Here is a 15,706-nt window from a genome sequence, read left to right as displayed (position 1 = left end):
AGCCATCCTGCTTTTTTCATCGTTAGACCAAACATCAGCAAACACCATGATCTACGACAACATACTCGGTACGATCGGCCGCACACCCATCGTCAAGATAAATCGGCTCGCCCCAGCGCATGTCGAGATGTATGTGAAATGCGAGTTCTTCAACCCGCTGGCGTCGGTGAAGGATCGCCTGGCGATCGCCATCATCGAGGACGCGGAGCAGCGCGGCGTGCTGAAACCGGGGCAGACGGTGGTCGAGGCCACTTCCGGCAATACCGGCATTGCGCTGGCCATGGTCTGTGCGGCAAAGGGCTATCCCTTCGTCGCCGTGATGGCGGAGTCCTTCTCGGTGGAACGCCGCAAGGTCATGCGTATGCTGGGTGCCAAGGTTGTGCTGACCCCCGCGGCCGGGCGGGCCAGCGGCATGGTGGTCAAGGCCGCGGAACTGGCGCAGAAGCATGGCTGGTTTCTGGCGCGCCAGTTCGAGAACGAGGCGAACCCGGCGTATCACCGCAATACCACCGGCCCGGAAATCCTCAGCGATTTCGCCGGCCGGCGCCTCGACTTCTGGGTGAGCGGCTGGGGTACCGGCGGCACCCTGACGGGCGCCGGGGAAATCATCAAGAAGGCGCGGCCGCAGACCCGCATTATCGCCGCAGAGCCGGCCAATGCGTCTTTGCTGACGGGGGCGGAGTTCAAATCCCACAAAGTCCAAGGCTGGACGCCCGACTTCGTGCCGGCCGTACTGAATCGCTCGGTCTGCGACCAGATCGTCACGGTGACGGATGACGCGGCGATCCAGTATTCACGTGAGCTTGCGTCGAAGGAAGGTATTTTTTGCGGTATTTCCTCGGGCGCGACGTTTGCGGCCGCACTGCAGGTCGCACAGGGTGCGCCGCAGGGTTCGATAATTCTGGCCATGCTGCCGGATACCGGGGAACGCTATTTGTCCACGCCTTTATTCGAAGGTATCAACGAAGCCTCCGACGCCGAACCGCTTTAGTCCGGCGGGGGAGGCACCTGCGCGGGTGAGAATGCGCTCACCCGCGGTTCGGTATTGTCGGGCGCCCCGGCGATAACGGATTCAGTTCGCCGGGATTCCGGCCGGCGTGCCGGCAATACTGAACTTAGCCGGTACAATTCACTCTCAATCCTACCGGGACGCTCGGCTCCGGGCGTGGATCTCGTTGATGCCGCACCCGCGGCGCCTGACTGGACTTAGAGATGCATCAAGGCTGGCCGTGAGTTATTCGCCTCGCCGGGTTCCCGATCCACCCATCATCAGCCGGGGGTCGGAATCGTCCGCTTCGGGCGACGGCATCGATGCGCCGGCCGCGGACGATGAGTCCGGTACGCCGGCCGCGAATGGCGCGATGATTCGGCCTGCGGTCCGGCGACACCTGATCATCGCAGCAGGGATCCTCGCGGCCATCGCCGCAGCCGGGTATCTGTTTGCCACTCGATCGTCCCTGCCGGTGGCGTCGTTGCCGGCCGCTGCTGGTCCCGGCACCGCCGCAACGGCGGTCCATACCACCTATCCGGAGCGCAAGACATTCGCGCGGGAGGTCGAGGCGCTGGGTACCGTCCGCGCCAACGAGTCCGTCGATATCACCGCGAAGGTGGCCGATCGTGTCGTTGCGATCCATTTCGAGGAAGGCCAGCAGGTGCGCAAGGGACAACTGCTGGTCGAACTGGAGAGCAGCGAGCCGCGTGCCGATCTGGCCGCCGCGGAGGCCGCCGCCGGCGACAGCCGCAGCCAGTACCGCCGCAGTCAGGAACTCTATGCGACGCAGGCGCTGTCCGAGGCGCAACTCGATCAGCTCCGGGCCGCCTTGCAGGCCAACGAGGCACGGGCCGTCGCCGCGCGCTCGCGGCTGGAAGATCGCCGGATCATCGCCCCGTTCGCCGGGCGCGTGGGCTTGCGCAACGTCAGTCTCGGCGGACTCGTCAGCCCGGGACAGATCATCACGACGCTGGATGATTTGAGCATCGTGAAGCTGGATTTTTCGGTTCCGGAGCTTTTCATGGCGGTTCTGCAGCCGGGTTTGACGATCGAGGCACGCAGCACGGCATATCCGGGCGAGATATTCACCGGCCGTGTCGCCAGCGTAGCCACGCGGCTCGATCCGATCAGTCGTTCGATCGGCATCCGCGCATTGATCGACAACCGCGACGACAGGTTGCGCCCTGGCATGTTCATGAATCTGAAGCTGGTACGCGAGGAAGGCGCGGCGCTGCTGATTCCCGAAGGTGCGATCGTTCCGGAAGATTCCCGACATTTCGTGTTCGTCGTGGACGAGGGACGGGTGTACAAGCGCCAGGTGGAGATCGGGCGGCGGCGTCCCGGCGAAGTGGAGATCCTGCAGGGCCTGACGCCGCAGGACCAGATCGTCACCGACGGCACGCTCAATGTGCATGACGGCGCCCGCGTCCGGGTGGAAGCGGATGCCGGCGGGCCGGATGCGGGTACCGAGGTCTTGCTGGACGCGCTGGGCGAGCGCCCCGGCCCCGGCGCGACATGATCCTGTCCGATATTTCCATTCGGCGCCCCGTCTTCGCGATGGTCGTGAGCTTGCTGCTGACGATCCTGGGTGTGATGGCGGCCACGCGCCTCACGGTACGTGAAACACCCGATGTGCAGCCTGCCATCGTCAGTATCGATACCTTGTATCGAGGCGCATCGGCGGAAATCGTCGAGTCCAAGATCACCCAGCTCATCGAGAATCAGATCGCCGGCCTGGAAGGCATCGATACGCTGCGTTCCACCAGCATGGAGGAGCGCTCACGCATCAATATCGAATTCAGCCTGGGACGCGATATCGAGTCGGCGGCGAACGATGTGCGCGATCGGGTTTCGCGGGTGTTGGGCGATCTGCCGGTGGAAGCCGATCCGCCTGAAGTCGCCAAGGTCGATACCGGTTCCGATGCGATCATGTGGCTCAGCCTGGACAGTACGCATCGCTCCCAACTGGAGGTGACGGATTACGCCAAACGCTACCTGGTCGACCGGCTCTCGGTGGTCGAGGGGGTGGCGCAGGTGCGCATTTCGGGTGAACGGCGCTACGCCATGCGCATCTGGCTGGATCGCCAGGCGTTGGCGGCGCGCCAGCTCACGGTACAGGATGTCGAGGCGGCGCTGCGCGCCGAAAATGTCGAACTGCCGGCCGGCCGTATCGAATCCCTGGAGCGCGAGTTTACCTTGCGCACCGACGCCGGCCTGCGCAAGCCCGAGGATTTTCGCTCGCTGGTCGTGGGGCGCGGCGCGGACGGCTACCTGGTGCGCCTGGGAGAGGTCGCCGACGTTGAGCTCGGCGCCGAGGATTTACGCAATTTCGCGCGCACCAACGGCCGGCCCGGCGTGAGCCTGGGGATCGTGCCGCAATCCACGGCCAATGTGCTGGAGGTTTCCCGGGGTGTGCGCCGGGAACTGGCCAGTATCGGCGAAACCTTGCCTGCGGATATCCGCCTGCAGGTCCATGCCGACGACACGATCTTCGTGAGCGAATCGATCAACGAGGTGATCCATGCGCTGATCGTGGCGTTGTTGCTGGTGTTGATCGTGATCTATCTGTTCCTGGGCACGATGCGTGCCACGATCATTCCGGCGCTGACGATTCCGGTCTCGATCATTTCGGCCGGTCTGGTCATGGCTGTCGCGGGTTTTTCCATCAATGTACTGACCTTGCTGGGTGCGGTGCTGGCGATCGGCCTGGTCGTGGATGATGCCATCGTCGTGCTGGAAAACATCGTGCGGCGCATCGAGCAGGGCGAAGCGCCGCTGCTGGCCGCGCTGGATGGCTCGCGTGAAATCGCCTTCGCGGTCATCGCCACGACCCTGGTGCTGATCGCCGTGTTCCTGCCGATCTCGTTCATTCCGGGCAATGTCGGTCGGTTGTTCGGCGAGTTCGGCATCACGATCGCCGCGGCGGTGGCGTTCTCGGCACTGGTATCGCTGACACTGGTGCCCATGCTGTGCTCCAGGATCTTCGACAAGGGCATCGTGCGCGGCCGATTGGCGCATGCGGTGGAGCGCTTCTTTCGCTGGTTCTCGGCTTGCTACGAGGCTTCGTTGCGCAAGGCGCAGGCCGTCCCCGCCTGGGTCATCGGCGCCGGTGTGCTGTCGCTTCTGCTCGGTGTGGTGCTGTTCAAGCTGCTGCCGGCGGAATACACCCCCGCGGAGGATCGCCAGCGCGTCATGATCGTGTTGACCGGACCCGAAGGCGCCAGCCTGCAGTATATGGGCCGCTACCTGGCCCAGGCCGAGGCGATCGTTGCGCAGGAAGTACGGCGAGGCAATGTCAGCCGGGTCATGACGCGCAGCGGTGACTGGGGTGGCGGCGGCGATGTGAGCGTCGGGCGTCTGCTGCTGGTGTTGTCGAACTTCGATGAACGCACCGAATCCGCACAGCAGATTGCCGCGCGGCTGCGGCCGCAGTTGCAGAGCCTGGCCGGCGTGCGCGTCACGGTCATCACGCCCGCGGGGCTGGGCATCCGCGGCGGCGGCTCGCCCGTGCAGATCGTGCTGCGCGGCGGCGATTATGAGGAGCTGGCTCGCTGGCGCGACATCGTTATGCAAAAGGCCGTGGAGAATCCGGGGTTGTCGAACCTGAGTTCCGATTTTTATTCACGCAAGCCGCAGCTGGATGTGTCCATCGATCGTAACCGTGCCGCCGATTTAGGCGTGTCGCTGACGGCGGTCGGGCGCACGCTGGAAACCATGATGGGCTCGCGCATCGTCACCACCTTTCTGGATCGCGGCGAGGAATACAACGTGATCCTGCAGGCGCGCGAGCACGACCGCGCCACGCCGAAGGATCTGGCGAACATCTATGTGCGCTCCGCCACGACCGATACCCTGGTACCGTTGTCGAACTTGGTGAGCGTGCAGGAAAGTGCCGGACCCAAGGAACTGAAGCGTTTCGATCGGCTGCGGGCGATCACGATCTCCGCCAGTCTGAATCCAGGATACGCGCTTGGTGATGCGTTGAATTACATGGAAAACCTGGTGCGCACGGAATTGCCGCCCCACGCGCAGATCGGTTACGATGGCGAATCGCGCGAATTCAAGCGTTCCGGCAGCGCCCTATACCTGACCTTCGTGTTGGCGCTGGTGATCGTGTTCCTGGTGCTCGCCGCCCAATTCGAAAGTTTTCGCCATCCGTTCATCATCATGCTCACGGTGCCGCTGGCCGTGACCGGCGCATTGCTGGGGCTTTGGGCGACTTCCGGATCGGTCAATGTATACAGTCAGATCGGCGCCATCATGCTGATCGGCCTGGCCGCCAAGAACGGCATCTTGATCGTCGAATTCGCCAACCAGTTGCGCGATCGCGGCGTGGCGTTTCATGAGGCCGTCATCCGTTCGGCCGCGATCCGGCTGCGGCCGGTGATCATGACCAGCCTGTGCATGGCGTTCGGCGCGGTGCCGCTGCTGCTGGCCACGGGCGCGGGCTCCGAGGCCCGCACCGCGATCGGCGCCGTGGTCGTCTATGGCGTGATTTTTTCGTTGCTGCTGACACTGTATGTCGTGCCGATCGCCTATGGCTTTCTGGCTCGTAATACGCATACACCCGAGCATGTGGCGCACCAGATAGAAAAATTGCGTCACGCCGCCGGCCGCGCCGCGCCCGCTCAGGACGCCGATCGGCGCTGAGCGCCTCGGCGGCCGCGCCGCGCCCGGAGTGGAGAATTTTAGGAATGAATGTTTCGAACAACTTCAAGCGCCTGCAGGCGCGGCTGCGAGGCCTGGTCGGCAAGGCGATCGAGGATTTCGGCATGATCGAAGGGGGCGACCGGGTGATGGTCTGCCTGTCGGGCGGCAAGGATTCCTATACCCTGCTGGACATCCTGATGTCGCTGCAGCGCAGTGCACCGGTGCAATTCGAGCTGATCGCGGTCAATCTCGACCAGAAACAGCCCGGTTTTCCCGCCCACGTACTGCCGGATTATCTCACCGACCTGGGCGTGCCTTTCCATATCATCGATCAGGACACCTACAGCGTCGTCAAGCGCGTCATTCCCGAAGGCAAGACCATGTGCGGCCTATGTTCCCGCATGCGCCGCGGCGCCCTGTATCGCTATGCGGCCGAGAACGGCATCACCAAGGTGGCCCTGGGCCATCATCGCGATGACATCGTGGAGACGCTGTTCTTGAACATGTTCTTCGGCGGCAAGCTCAAGGCGATGCCGCCGCGTCTGCATTCCGAGGATGGCCGCCACATCGTCATCCGGCCGCTGGCCTATGTCGCCGAAGCCGATATCGAGCGCTATGCGCGTGCGCGCCAGTTTCCGCTGATACCTTGCTCCCTGTGCGGATCGCAGGACAATATGCAGCGCATGGAGATCAAGAAAATGCTGCACGAATGGGAACGGCGCCATCCGGGCCGCATCGAGACGATTTTTTCCAGTATTTGCAACGTGGTGCCTTCGCATCTGGCCGATAGGAGCCTGTTCGGGTTCTCTTCCGCCGGCTCCGTCCCGGCCGGCGAGGTGTCGCCCGGCGAAGGCCGGCTCCGGGGTGAATCGGCCTTCGCCGGGCAGGGAAGGCGATGAGCCGCTCTCATATCGTTTTTTGCCACGGCCAGGACGGCGAACCCTGGGGGACGAAGATCCTCGCCATGGCGGCGGTGGCGCGCCGGCACGGACTGAGCGTGGAATCGGTGGACCAGCGTGGCATGGCGCCGCAGGCGCGTGTGCAGCGCGTGCTGCAGGTTTGCCGGGATCTGCCGGGCGAGCTGATCCTGGTCGGTTCCAGTATGGGCGGTCATGTCGCTGCCTCAGTCTGTAGCCAGGTGCCGGCCGCCGGACTGTTTTTGCTGGCACCAGCATTCTATATGCCGGGGTATGAGCAGCACACGCCGCAGCCGGCCTCCTGTCCCGTCATGATCGTGCAAGGATGGAACGACGAGGTGGTGCCGCCGGACAATGTCATTCGCTGGGCACGGCAATACAAGGCGGTATTGCACCTGATCGATTCGGATCATCGCCTGACGGCGAATATCGATGAGATCTGCGATTATCTGGAGCTGTTCCTGCGCCGCATATGCGACGATCATGCTCCGTGACCGACTGCGAGGCTCCTCGATGATCCCATTTCAACGTCTCGGCTTCATGATGTTCGCATGGCTGCTGCTGGCGGCTTGCGGCTCCTCTCAAGCGCCGGCCTCGCGGGATGCGGAGCCTGCGGATTCCCCGGACGTCAGGGAAACGGTGCTGGACGATATGGTGGGCACCATGGATCGTGCGCGCGAAGTGGAGGACATCACCCGGCAGCACAAGCAGGCGCTGGACCGCGCGTTGGAGCGAGCCGAGGGAGGCGATCCTTGATCGGGCAGCTGGACCGCGCCGAAACGGCTTGCAGCTGTTGAGCGACGTGCGGGATTCGATAACAAGAATAAATCGATGCAAAGGCTCGAACGATTCTGGCTGCGCCTGACGCGCGCGCCGCTGTCCCGCCTGGCTCGCCCGCATGTTCTGTCCGAGGACTTGCAGCGCCGCTACGGCCGGCGGGAGCGTGTGATCTGCTATGTGCTGGAGCGCCGCGGCATTGCCGATCTGATCGTGCTGGAGAAAGTCTGTGCGGCGCATGGGTTGCCGGCGCCTCTGCAGGGGCTGCCGGCACCGCTGCCGCCGGAGGCGGTCGTGTTCATGGAGCGGCGGGCGGGGTTCTGGGGCGATCGCATCGATCATCGCATCCAGGCGCCGCTGCGCCGCTGGGTGGCGGCGGCGGCGGCCGATCCCGAACTCGAGGTGGAGTTCGTTCCCGTGACCGTCCTGTGGGGTCGGGCGCCGGATCGTGAAGGTTCCTGGCTGCGGATGCTGCTGGCGGAGAATTGGACGCGCGTCGGACGGTTCCGCCGCTTGCTGTCGGTCCTGGTGAACGCGCGCAACTTGTTCGTGCAATTCGGCGAACCGGTCTCGCTGCGTGCCGGGGTCGATGAAGGCCCGGACGAAGCGCGGGCCGTGCGACGCATCGCGCGCAATCTGCGCACTTTGCTGGCGCGGCAGCGCAGCGCGGCGATCGGCCCGGATCTGTCGCACCAGCGCACGATTGCAACCCAGGTGCTGCGCGCCGCCGCCGTGCGCAAGGCCATGGCGGATGAAATGCGCGCCCGAAAGATTCCGCGACGCGCAGCTTTGCAGCTCGCGCGAGGATATATCGACGAAATCGCGGCGAATTATTCGCATATTTTCGTGGCGTTCATGGCCCGCGGGCTGACTTGGTTCTGGACGCGACTCTACGACGGCGTCGATTTGCACAATGTCGAACAGCTGCAAAAGATCGCCGAGAGCAACGAGGTCGTCTATGTGCCCTGTCATCGCAGTCATATCGACTATCTACTGTTGTCCTACGCGGTGTATTACAAGGGCTATGCGGTGCCGCACGTCGCGGCAGGCATCAATCTCAACATGCCGGTCGTGGGGCGTTTCCTGCGCAAGGGCGGGGCGTTCTACATGCGCCGCAGCTTCAAGGGCAACGCGCTGTACACGATGGTGTTCATGAAATACCTCGGCCTGATGATGGCTCGCGGGCATTCGATCGAGTATTTCATCGAAGGCGGCCGCAGCCGCACCGGACGGTTATTGCAGCCGAAGACCGGCATGCTGTCGATGACCCTGCGCAGCTATCTGCGCGAACCCCGTCGCCCGATCGTGTTCCTGCCGGTGTATTTCGGCTATGAACGGCTCGTCGAGGGCGAGACCTATATCAGCGAGCTGTCCGGCAGGCCCAAGCGAAAGGAAACCGTGTTCGGCATCCTGCGCACCTTGCCGGCGCTGCGGCGGCGCTTCGGCAAGGTGCATGTCAGTTTCGGCGAGGCCATCCATCTCGACGAAATACTGGCCCGCTACGTACCGGATCGCACGCCCGGCAGTGCCGAAAAACAGGAGCGTCCGCCCTGGCTCACGGCTGCCGTCGGTGAACTGGCCGGGCGCATCATGACCCATATCAACGCGGCGGCCTGCGTCACGCCGATCAACCTGCTGGCGCTGGTGCTGCTCGCCACACCCAAGCAGTCGATGCTGGAGAGCGACCTGGTGCGTCAGCTGGAACTCTATGCCTCGCTGCTGCGCCAGGCGCCGTATTCCGCGCAGGTGTGGATCACGCGGGCGGATGGCGCCTCGATGCTGCGGCATGCCGAAAGCATGGGCGTGATCCAGAGGCTCAGGCATCCGCTGGGCGACGTCCTGAAGATGACGGAAGAGAACTCCGTGCTCATGACCTACTTCCGCAATAATGTGCTGCATCTCATGGCGTTGCCGTCGCTGATCGCGTGCTGCTTCCTGAACAACCGGACGGTTCGTACCGAGGATATCCAACGGCTGATGTGGCGCATCTATCCCTATGTGCGCGATGAACTGTTTCTGCGCTGGAGCGAGGCGGAAATCGCCGCGGCGGTGAGCGAGACGCTGGACGATCTGGCGAATCACGGCTTGCTGGAGTCCAGCGAGGCCGGCGCGCAGTGGCGGCGGCCGGCGACCGGTTCCACGGAAGCGGTCCAGCTGTCGGTGCTCGCACAGGTCACCGTGCAGATCATCGAGCGTTATTACCTGGTCATTTCGGTGCTGTTGAAATCCGGCAGCGGGCGCGTCAGCCAGGATGCGCTGGAGTCTCAGTGCCAGCTGATGGCGCAACGCATGTCGCTGCTCTACGAGTTGAACTCACCGGAATTCTTCGACAAGACATTGTTCAAGAAATTCATCGACCTGTTGCGGGCGCGCGGCGTACTCGGCGTGAGCGCCGAGGGGCGGCTGACCTATACGGACATGCTGCCGGCCGTCGCCGACGATGCGCAGATGGTATTGCACGAGCAGATACGCAACAGTGTGCTGCAGGTGACGCACCGGTAAGCATATGTTGCATCCGCCGCCGGGCTTGCGGCGAGACCGCGGTGTCCATTCGGCCGAGGGGCGAGCGCATTCGGCCGAGGGCGCTTGTGGCGAGGCTCGAGCCTAATCGAGATCGCGCACCCGCGCCCGTCCGCTCTTGACCTGACTGCGCTGCTGCTTGCTTTCCAGACGCCGTTCCCGCGATGCGCGCGTGGGGCGGGTCGGCTTGCGTGGCTTGGGCTCGATGCGGGCCTGCGCCACCAGTGCGGACAGGCGTTCGAGCGCATCGCGCTTGTTGTGCTCCTGGGTTCGAAAGCGCTGTGCGGTGATCACGATCACGTCTTCGTCCGTGAGACGTCTGCCCGCCAGCCGGCGCAGCCGGATGCGTACTGCTTCAGGCAGGGCCGGCCAGGCGTTCAGATCGCAGCGCAGCTGGACGGCGCTCGATACCTTGTTGACATTCTGCCCTCCGGGGCCGCCGGCGCGGATGAAGCGCAACTCGACGGCTTCCTCCGGAATTTTCATGCGGATCCATGCGGCGGTTCATGGGATAGGCGCATTGTCTTTACCTCATGGCCGCGAGGTCCGGCTCATGCGTCGTGAGCGATCGCCGGCGGATCGCGCATGATGATTTCACGCTGCGCGGCCGGGATGGTGATATTGCTGTCGCGGAATAATCGCCAGATGGTCCGGTTGACGTCGGAACGCACGTTGTTGACGCCTTCCTGCGGATCGGCGATCCAGAAGCGCAGTTCCAGATCGATGCCGTAATCGGTGAAGCCGATCATGCGCGAAACCGGCGCGGGAGAATGCAGGATGCGTGGATGTCCCTCGGCAGCTTGCAGCAGGAGGCCGAGAGCCTGCTCTGGATCGTCTCGATAGCTGATGCGCACCGGCAGCTTCAGGCGTACCCGTGAATCCGTGTAGCTCCAGTTGATGACCGGATTGATGATCAGGTGATGATTGGGCACCAGCGTTTCCACGCCATCGCGATCGCGCACCACGACATAGCGTCCACGCAGTTCCTGGACCCAGCCGAAACCCTCGGTACTGGTGCCGGTGGTGCCCGTGAAACTGATGACGTCGCCGGGCTTGATGGAGCGATCCATGAGCAGCACGAAGCCGCTGATGAAGTTGGCGACGATGGCCTGGAGGCCGAAACCCAGGCCGACGCCGATGGCACCGGTGAGCACGTTCAGCGTCGTGAGGTCCAGCCCGGTGGCATTCAGGCCCAGCAGGATCGACAGAGCAATCAGAAAGGTCTGCGAAAACTTGGAGATGCCGATACGCATGCTCAGCGCCAGGCCGTGCATGGCCATGAGGCGCCGCTCGACCCAGCGTGCGATCCATACGGCGATCAGGATGAAGGCGCCGACGGTGAACAGGATCTTGAGTACGGACCACAGCGTGATGCGGCTCTTGGTCGTCCTGATGCCGACGCTGTCCAACGCCTGCACCAGCGGATCGAACCAGCCGAGCACGTGCAGCGCCAGCAGTCCCCAGATGACGAATGTGATCAGGCCGCCCCAGCCTTTGGCGCGATTGCCGAGCGACAAGCGCACGATGTAGACGCCCAGACGAATCAGCAGCAGCAGGCCGGCGAGTGTAATGGCCAGGTCGATGAGCCGGCTTTGCAGCTGCAGGGCATGCAGGACCGCGCCGATGCCGGCGACGATCACCAGCAGCGCCAGGTGCGGGCTGACGATCAGCAGCGCCTCGGTGATGCGTGCCTGCAGACCGGTGTGCACGATGGCGGCGCGGGCACGCTCGCTGGCGCGAACCTGCCGGCCGAACCACCAGGCCAGCAGGGCGGCGAGGCCGATTGCCGCCAATTGCAGCATCGTGGGGGGGCTGAGCTGCGCCAGCAATTGCCGGCCCGCCGTTCGCAGCATGTCCTGCATGGGTTTTCGGCGTCCTAATCTAGGCGTTCAGGTCAGGGATCAGCTCGCTCTCCAGCCGGGAAATCTGGTCCTTGAGCAGGAGCTTACGTTTTTTGAGGCGCCGCAACTGCACCTCGTTGATGTACAGATCCATCTGCAGCCTGTGAATGACGTCATCGAGATCGCGATGCTCGATGCGCAATTCCCTCAGTCTTTCCAGGCGTCGGAAAGTTTCGGTTTCGACATTGTCTTCCGTTTCAGTCATCACTGCGTACTCTACGCAACATGCGTGCGGCTGGCGAGTGCGTCCAGGCGTGTCGCAGGCGATAGGCCGATGGAGGTTCCAGGCTAATGCCGGCGATTCTTGTGATTCAGCGGCCCCGCGGGTGTCGAGGGGCGGTTCCGTGCGCGCCACTGTGCCAGATTGAGGACGTTCGAGGCGCCGTCAGTGGCCGCGGCATACCGCGGCGGCGCAGCGTGTTCGCTTGCTGCGGGAGCATCATGGGGCGTATCGGCGGAGGGTGCGGCGGCTACCTCGCCGCCTGACCGGGAGGCCGCCGTTTTGAACTGAGCCGGAGGGTATGCTTTCGAGGCGGCATCAACGCTGAGGTCGTGTCTGGTGCGAAACGGTATTCGACAACGCTTTGGCCTTGGATCTGCGCTCGGGGCGTGTCAGCCGGCCTCGGCGAGCCGTCAGGGGAGACTTCGCCGGGTGCATAGCCGAGGGATTCCACACGGCTGCCGATGAGGATGACGAAGCCCTGGCGCCGCTCGATGCTGTTCGCGGTGTAATCGAACACATAGGTGCGCCGCAGTTTCAGGCGGCCGGACTCACGGATCGGCGACAACCGGACGAATGCCGCCGTGCCGTCCAGGAATTGCAGCCCGAGGCGTCGACAGGCCTCCGTGGCCGCGGCATTCGCGCTCTCGCGGGCGGCCAGGCTGTCCTGCCAGAACCAGGCGATCAGGCCTGCCAGACAAAGTAGCGCCAGTGCGCTCCAACCAAGTTCCATCTGCAAATTACTCGTGGGACATTTCGCGCCGGGACGGTCCAGCCGGCGCCCAGATTACTACGATCCGGCCGCCGGACATCGACGGGATTCATCGGCGGCTGGCCGTCGGCGGCGGGTCCGGTATCATTCTGCCGCAAGTCCGGCGAAGTTGCCGGTAGACACCCGTCGACGGCGGCCCGATCAGGTACGAGGAGCGCAGTGGATGGCATCGACATCGAGGCATCCTGTTTCAGGCACGATCCCGAAGCCGGGGCGTCCGCGCTGGAGCGAGATCGATACCGTCATGCTGGACATGGACGGCACACTGCTCGATCTGCATTTCGATAATTATTTCTGGGGGCAACTGCTGCCGCGGCAATACGCAGCCCGGCATGCCTTGTCGCTGGAGGCGGCGCGTGCGGCGCTGCAGCCCTTGTTTCAAGCCAATGAGGGCACGCTGGCCTGGTATTGCACGGACTTCTGGTCGCGCGAACTGGGATTCGATGTGGCTGCCCTGAAGCGTACGGTCAGCGACCGGGTGCGCTTCCTGCCGGGCGCGGAACGCTTTCTGCGCCGCCTGGGTGAGCTGCCGCTGCGCAAGATCCTGGTGACGAATGCTCATCGCGACAGTCTGGCGATCAAGGCGCAGCGTACCGGACTATTGCGCTACTTCGATCAGGCCGTGAGTTCGCACGACCTCGGGCAGCCCAAGGAATCGGCCGCTTTCTGGCCCAGACTGCAGGCAATGCTGGGATTCGACCCGGCAGGCAGCCTGTTCGTCGATGACAGCCTGGGCGTGTTGCGGGCCGCGAAGCGGCATGGTATCGGCCAGGTTTTCGCGATTTCCCGGCCGGACTCGTCCTGCGAGGGGCGGCAGGTGGAGGAATTCGCCGCGGTCGAGGCTGTCGAGCGGCTGCTGGACAGTCTACCCGCCGCGACTCCCGACGGTGGAGCATTCCTTGGTTGATCCTGCGCGGATCCTGGCGCACCGGCCCCGGCCCTGGGGCATCGATCCAGGTCCTGACGCGCCGGCCGGACAGGATTCATTCGGCCTTGGCGGGGGGCGCGGTTTTCGTGGATGCAGCGGGAGATGCGGGATCCGCTTCGCCGGAAGGCTTGCTGCGCCGGCGGCGCCGGCTGCGCGCGGAGGATGGTTCGGCGTTTCCGGATGCCGGCTGTCCATCGGCAGGAGCGCCGGGTGCGGGCTGGGCCTGAGCGGCGTGCTTCGAGCCGTTGGATCGAGGCGGCTTGCGGCCCCTCGGGGCGCCGCCTCCCCTGGAACCGCCGTTTCTGGAACCGCTGCGTGGACCGCCGTGATCGCGAAAACGATGTCCGCGGGGCAGCGGCTCGGGCATGATGATTTCGGGCAGCATCTCCAGCGGGATGGGCTCGACGGGGATCTTGCGGCCGATATAGGTCTCGATGTCCGGTAGGGAGATCACGTATTCCTCGCAGCCGAAACTGATGGCGTCGCCCTCGGCACCCGCACGTGCGGTGCGGCCGATGCGATGCACGTAGTCCTCGGGATCCTGCGGCAGGTCATAGTTGAATATATGGCTGACGTCGGGAATATGCAGGCCGCGCGAGGCGACATCGGTGCCGATGAGCACCGATAGTTTGCCTTCGTGGAAGTCGTGCAGCATGCGCAGGCGCTTGCGTTGCGGAACATCGCCGGAAATGGCTTCGGCATCGATGCCGTTGGCGCGCAACAGGCGTTCGATTTCCTCGGCGGCACGCCGCGTGTTCACGAACACCATGCTGCGCTGTGGCTTCATGTGCTTGAGCAGTCCGACCAGCAGGCGGGGTTTTTCATCGTTGGAAGGGTAGTAGATCACCTGGCGGATGCGCTCCACGGTCATCTTGTCCGGTTCGATGCGCACCAGGATCGGATCGTTCATGTGCTCGTAAGCCAATTCCAGGACGCGCTGTGACAAGGTGGCCGAGAACAGCATGTTCAAGCGATTCTCGGGCGCGGGCAGACGGCGCAGGATGTAGCGGATATCGGCGATGAAGCCGAGGTCGAACATGCGGTCGGCTTCATCCAGAACCAGTACCTGTACCGAGCGCAGCTCGATCACCCGCTGCTTGAAGAAATCGATGGTGCGTCCGGGTGTGCCGATCAGCACGTCCACGCCCTGTGCAAGCTGTTGGCGCTGTTTCTCGTAGTCCACGCCGCCGAAGGCCAGGCCCAGCGACAGGCCGGTGTGGGAGCCGAGTATTTCGGCGTCGTGATGGATCTGGACGGCGAGTTCACGCGTTGGCGCAATGATCAGCGCCCGTGGCGCATTGTGGCTGCGGGATGCGGGGATCGGCTCTCTGATGAGGCGTGCAAACAACGCAACCAGAAATGCAGCTGTTTTTCCGGTTCCTGTTTGTGCCTGTCCAGCAACATCAAGTCCGGCCAGGGCTCGAGGCAAGGTTTGCGCCTGGATCGGCGTACAACGCTCGAAGGACGCATCCGCGATGCCTTTTTGCAGGCTTTCGGGCAGGTGCAGGCCGGAAAAGGACTGCTCGGTCAGGTGCGAGTCGGACATTCGGTAGGGTATGCCGGTTTGTGGTGAGTGGGGGGCGTGGCGGTCCAAGTCGTAGCGGTGCAGGGCGTCCGGAACAGGAAAGTCGAGATCCGAGGCTTGCAAATTATGAAGGGCCCGGTTTTAATAAGCTCCGACGCAGCGGAGTCATCCGCGCCCGCCCTGACCGGATTACCGGCTTCAAGCTTTTCGCAAAAAGACCCTCTCAAGGGCGCCGTTCGGGGTGCTCCATCCGGGTAGTGGCGAGTCATATACTGGCGCTGGAACATAGACTTACATCGAGCACGAGCACCGCTCACTGGTTCACGGGTATGTGTACGGAGGCTGGAACACCCTAAGGCCATTGTGCCCGACCGAGCACCGACAGTCACTCGGTCATTTCCCGTCCGATAGCGCCCCGGGCTGGTCGCGCGCGATACATCGATTCTTTTCGGTCCCATTCCTTACGGCATCCGACGTCTATTTCACTGCAACTTTTTCACTGCAA

13 protein-coding genes are annotated in these 15,706 nt (G+C 63.8%); 8 read left to right on the top strand and 5 right to left on the bottom strand.

The features are described 5' to 3' along the window. Positions 1 to 46: 46 nt before the first annotated feature. From cysK to plsB, 7 genes are all read left to right on the top strand, one after another. Positions 47 to 991, top strand: a complete 945-nt coding sequence (gene cysK / locus ACG33_RS12250; RefSeq protein WP_066921571.1) for a cysteine synthase A — start codon at positions 47 to 49, stop codon at positions 989 to 991. 238 nt (positions 992 to 1,229) lie between these two features. After that, entirely contained in the window at positions 1,230 to 2,510 is a 1,281-nt protein-coding gene (locus ACG33_RS12245; RefSeq protein WP_066921569.1) for an efflux RND transporter periplasmic adaptor subunit, read from the top strand. After that, positions 2,507 to 5,641 (top strand): efflux RND transporter permease subunit, encoded by a 3,135-nt coding sequence (locus tag ACG33_RS12240; protein ID WP_066921567.1) that lies wholly within the window; start codon positions 2,507 to 2,509, stop codon positions 5,639 to 5,641. The genes ACG33_RS12245 and ACG33_RS12240 overlap by 4 nt, the downstream gene beginning before the upstream one ends. Beyond that, positions 5,638 to 6,540 (top strand): tRNA 2-thiocytidine(32) synthetase TtcA, encoded by a 903-nt coding sequence (gene ttcA / locus ACG33_RS12235; protein WP_407696497.1) that lies wholly within the window; start codon positions 5,638 to 5,640, stop codon positions 6,538 to 6,540. The genes ACG33_RS12240 and ttcA overlap by 4 nt, the downstream gene beginning before the upstream one ends. Continuing rightward, complete coding sequence (locus ACG33_RS12230) at positions 6,537 to 7,052, top strand: alpha/beta fold hydrolase (RefSeq protein WP_066921563.1); 516 nt, start codon at positions 6,537 to 6,539, stop codon at positions 7,050 to 7,052. The genes ttcA and ACG33_RS12230 overlap by 4 nt, the downstream gene beginning before the upstream one ends. Positions 7,053 to 7,071: 19 nt before the next feature. Then, positions 7,072 to 7,314, top strand: a complete 243-nt coding sequence (locus ACG33_RS12225; RefSeq protein WP_066921561.1) for a hypothetical protein — start codon at positions 7,072 to 7,074, stop codon at positions 7,312 to 7,314. A 75-nt stretch (positions 7,315 to 7,389) separates the two neighbouring features. Next, positions 7,390 to 9,837: a glycerol-3-phosphate 1-O-acyltransferase PlsB gene (gene plsB, locus ACG33_RS12220; RefSeq protein ID WP_066921558.1), complete on the top strand. Its 2,448-nt coding sequence runs from the start codon at positions 7,390 to 7,392 to the stop codon at positions 9,835 to 9,837. 102 nt (positions 9,838 to 9,939) lie between these two features. Here plsB and arfB read toward each other — a convergent pair whose 3' ends face one another. From arfB to ACG33_RS15830, 4 genes are all read right to left on the bottom strand, one after another. Continuing rightward, positions 9,940 to 10,341, bottom strand: coding sequence for an alternative ribosome rescue aminoacyl-tRNA hydrolase ArfB (arfB, locus tag ACG33_RS12215; RefSeq protein WP_066921556.1), 402 nt, complete (start codon positions 10,339 to 10,341; stop codon positions 9,940 to 9,942). A 65-nt stretch (positions 10,342 to 10,406) separates the two neighbouring features. Beyond that, a complete protein-coding gene (locus tag ACG33_RS12210; RefSeq protein ID WP_066921554.1) occupies positions 10,407 to 11,717 on the bottom strand; it encodes a mechanosensitive ion channel family protein in 1,311 nt (436 codons plus the stop codon). A gap of 19 nt (positions 11,718 to 11,736) precedes the next feature. Continuing rightward, positions 11,737 to 11,961, bottom strand: a complete 225-nt coding sequence (locus ACG33_RS12205; protein ID WP_066921552.1) for a DUF465 domain-containing protein — start codon at positions 11,959 to 11,961, stop codon at positions 11,737 to 11,739. A gap of 265 nt (positions 11,962 to 12,226) precedes the next feature. Then, positions 12,227 to 12,709, bottom strand: a complete 483-nt coding sequence (locus ACG33_RS15830) for a DUF3301 domain-containing protein (RefSeq protein ID WP_083536859.1) — start codon at positions 12,707 to 12,709, stop codon at positions 12,227 to 12,229. Between the two features lie 202 nt (positions 12,710 to 12,911). Between ACG33_RS15830 and yrfG the strand changes: the two genes are divergently transcribed. Next, the gene (yrfG, locus tag ACG33_RS12195; RefSeq protein ID WP_066921550.1) at positions 12,912 to 13,655 is read left to right on the top strand and encodes a GMP/IMP nucleotidase; all 744 of its coding nucleotides are present in this window, start codon (positions 12,912 to 12,914) and stop codon (positions 13,653 to 13,655) included. Between the two features lie 76 nt (positions 13,656 to 13,731). Here the strand turns inward: yrfG and ACG33_RS12190 are convergent, their stop codons facing one another. Further along, positions 13,732 to 15,222: a DEAD/DEAH box helicase gene (locus ACG33_RS12190; protein ID WP_083536858.1), complete on the bottom strand. Its 1,491-nt coding sequence runs from the start codon at positions 15,220 to 15,222 to the stop codon at positions 13,732 to 13,734. Between the last annotated feature and the right edge of the window lie 484 nt (positions 15,223 to 15,706).

The sequence above is a fragment of the Steroidobacter denitrificans genome (genome assembly GCF_001579945.1).
GTDB classification, from domain to species: Bacteria; Pseudomonadota; Gammaproteobacteria; order Steroidobacterales; family Steroidobacteraceae; genus Steroidobacter; species Steroidobacter denitrificans.
This window is presented reverse-complemented; position numbering and strand designations above follow the sequence as displayed.

Excerpts from the sequence above, each read along its gene's own strand:
- cysK (WP_066921571.1), top strand. The coding sequence starts at position 47 with ATGATCTACGACAACATACTCGGTACGATCGGCCGCACACCCATCGTC.
- ACG33_RS12240 (WP_066921567.1), top strand. The coding sequence starts at position 2,507 with ATGATCCTGTCCGATATTTCCATTCGGCGCCCCGTCTTCGCGATGGTC.
- ACG33_RS12230 (WP_066921563.1), top strand. The coding sequence starts at position 6,537 with ATGAGCCGCTCTCATATCGTTTTTTGCCACGGCCAGGACGGCGAACCC.
- ACG33_RS12225 (WP_066921561.1), top strand. The coding sequence starts at position 7,072 with ATGATCCCATTTCAACGTCTCGGCTTCATGATGTTCGCATGGCTGCTG.
- plsB (WP_066921558.1), top strand. The coding sequence starts at position 7,390 with ATGCAAAGGCTCGAACGATTCTGGCTGCGCCTGACGCGCGCGCCGCTG.
- arfB (WP_066921556.1), bottom strand. The coding sequence starts at position 10,341 with ATGAAAATTCCGGAGGAAGCCGTCGAGTTGCGCTTCATCCGCGCCGGC.
- ACG33_RS12210 (WP_066921554.1), bottom strand. The coding sequence starts at position 11,717 with ATGCAGGACATGCTGCGAACGGCGGGCCGGCAATTGCTGGCGCAGCTC.
- ACG33_RS12205 (WP_066921552.1), bottom strand. The coding sequence starts at position 11,961 with ATGACTGAAACGGAAGACAATGTCGAAACCGAAACTTTCCGACGCCTG.
- ACG33_RS15830 (WP_083536859.1), bottom strand. The coding sequence starts at position 12,709 with ATGGAACTTGGTTGGAGCGCACTGGCGCTACTTTGTCTGGCAGGCCTG.
- yrfG (WP_066921550.1), top strand. The coding sequence starts at position 12,912 with ATGGCATCGACATCGAGGCATCCTGTTTCAGGCACGATCCCGAAGCCG.
- ACG33_RS12190 (WP_083536858.1), bottom strand. The coding sequence starts at position 15,222 with ATGTCCGACTCGCACCTGACCGAGCAGTCCTTTTCCGGCCTGCACCTG.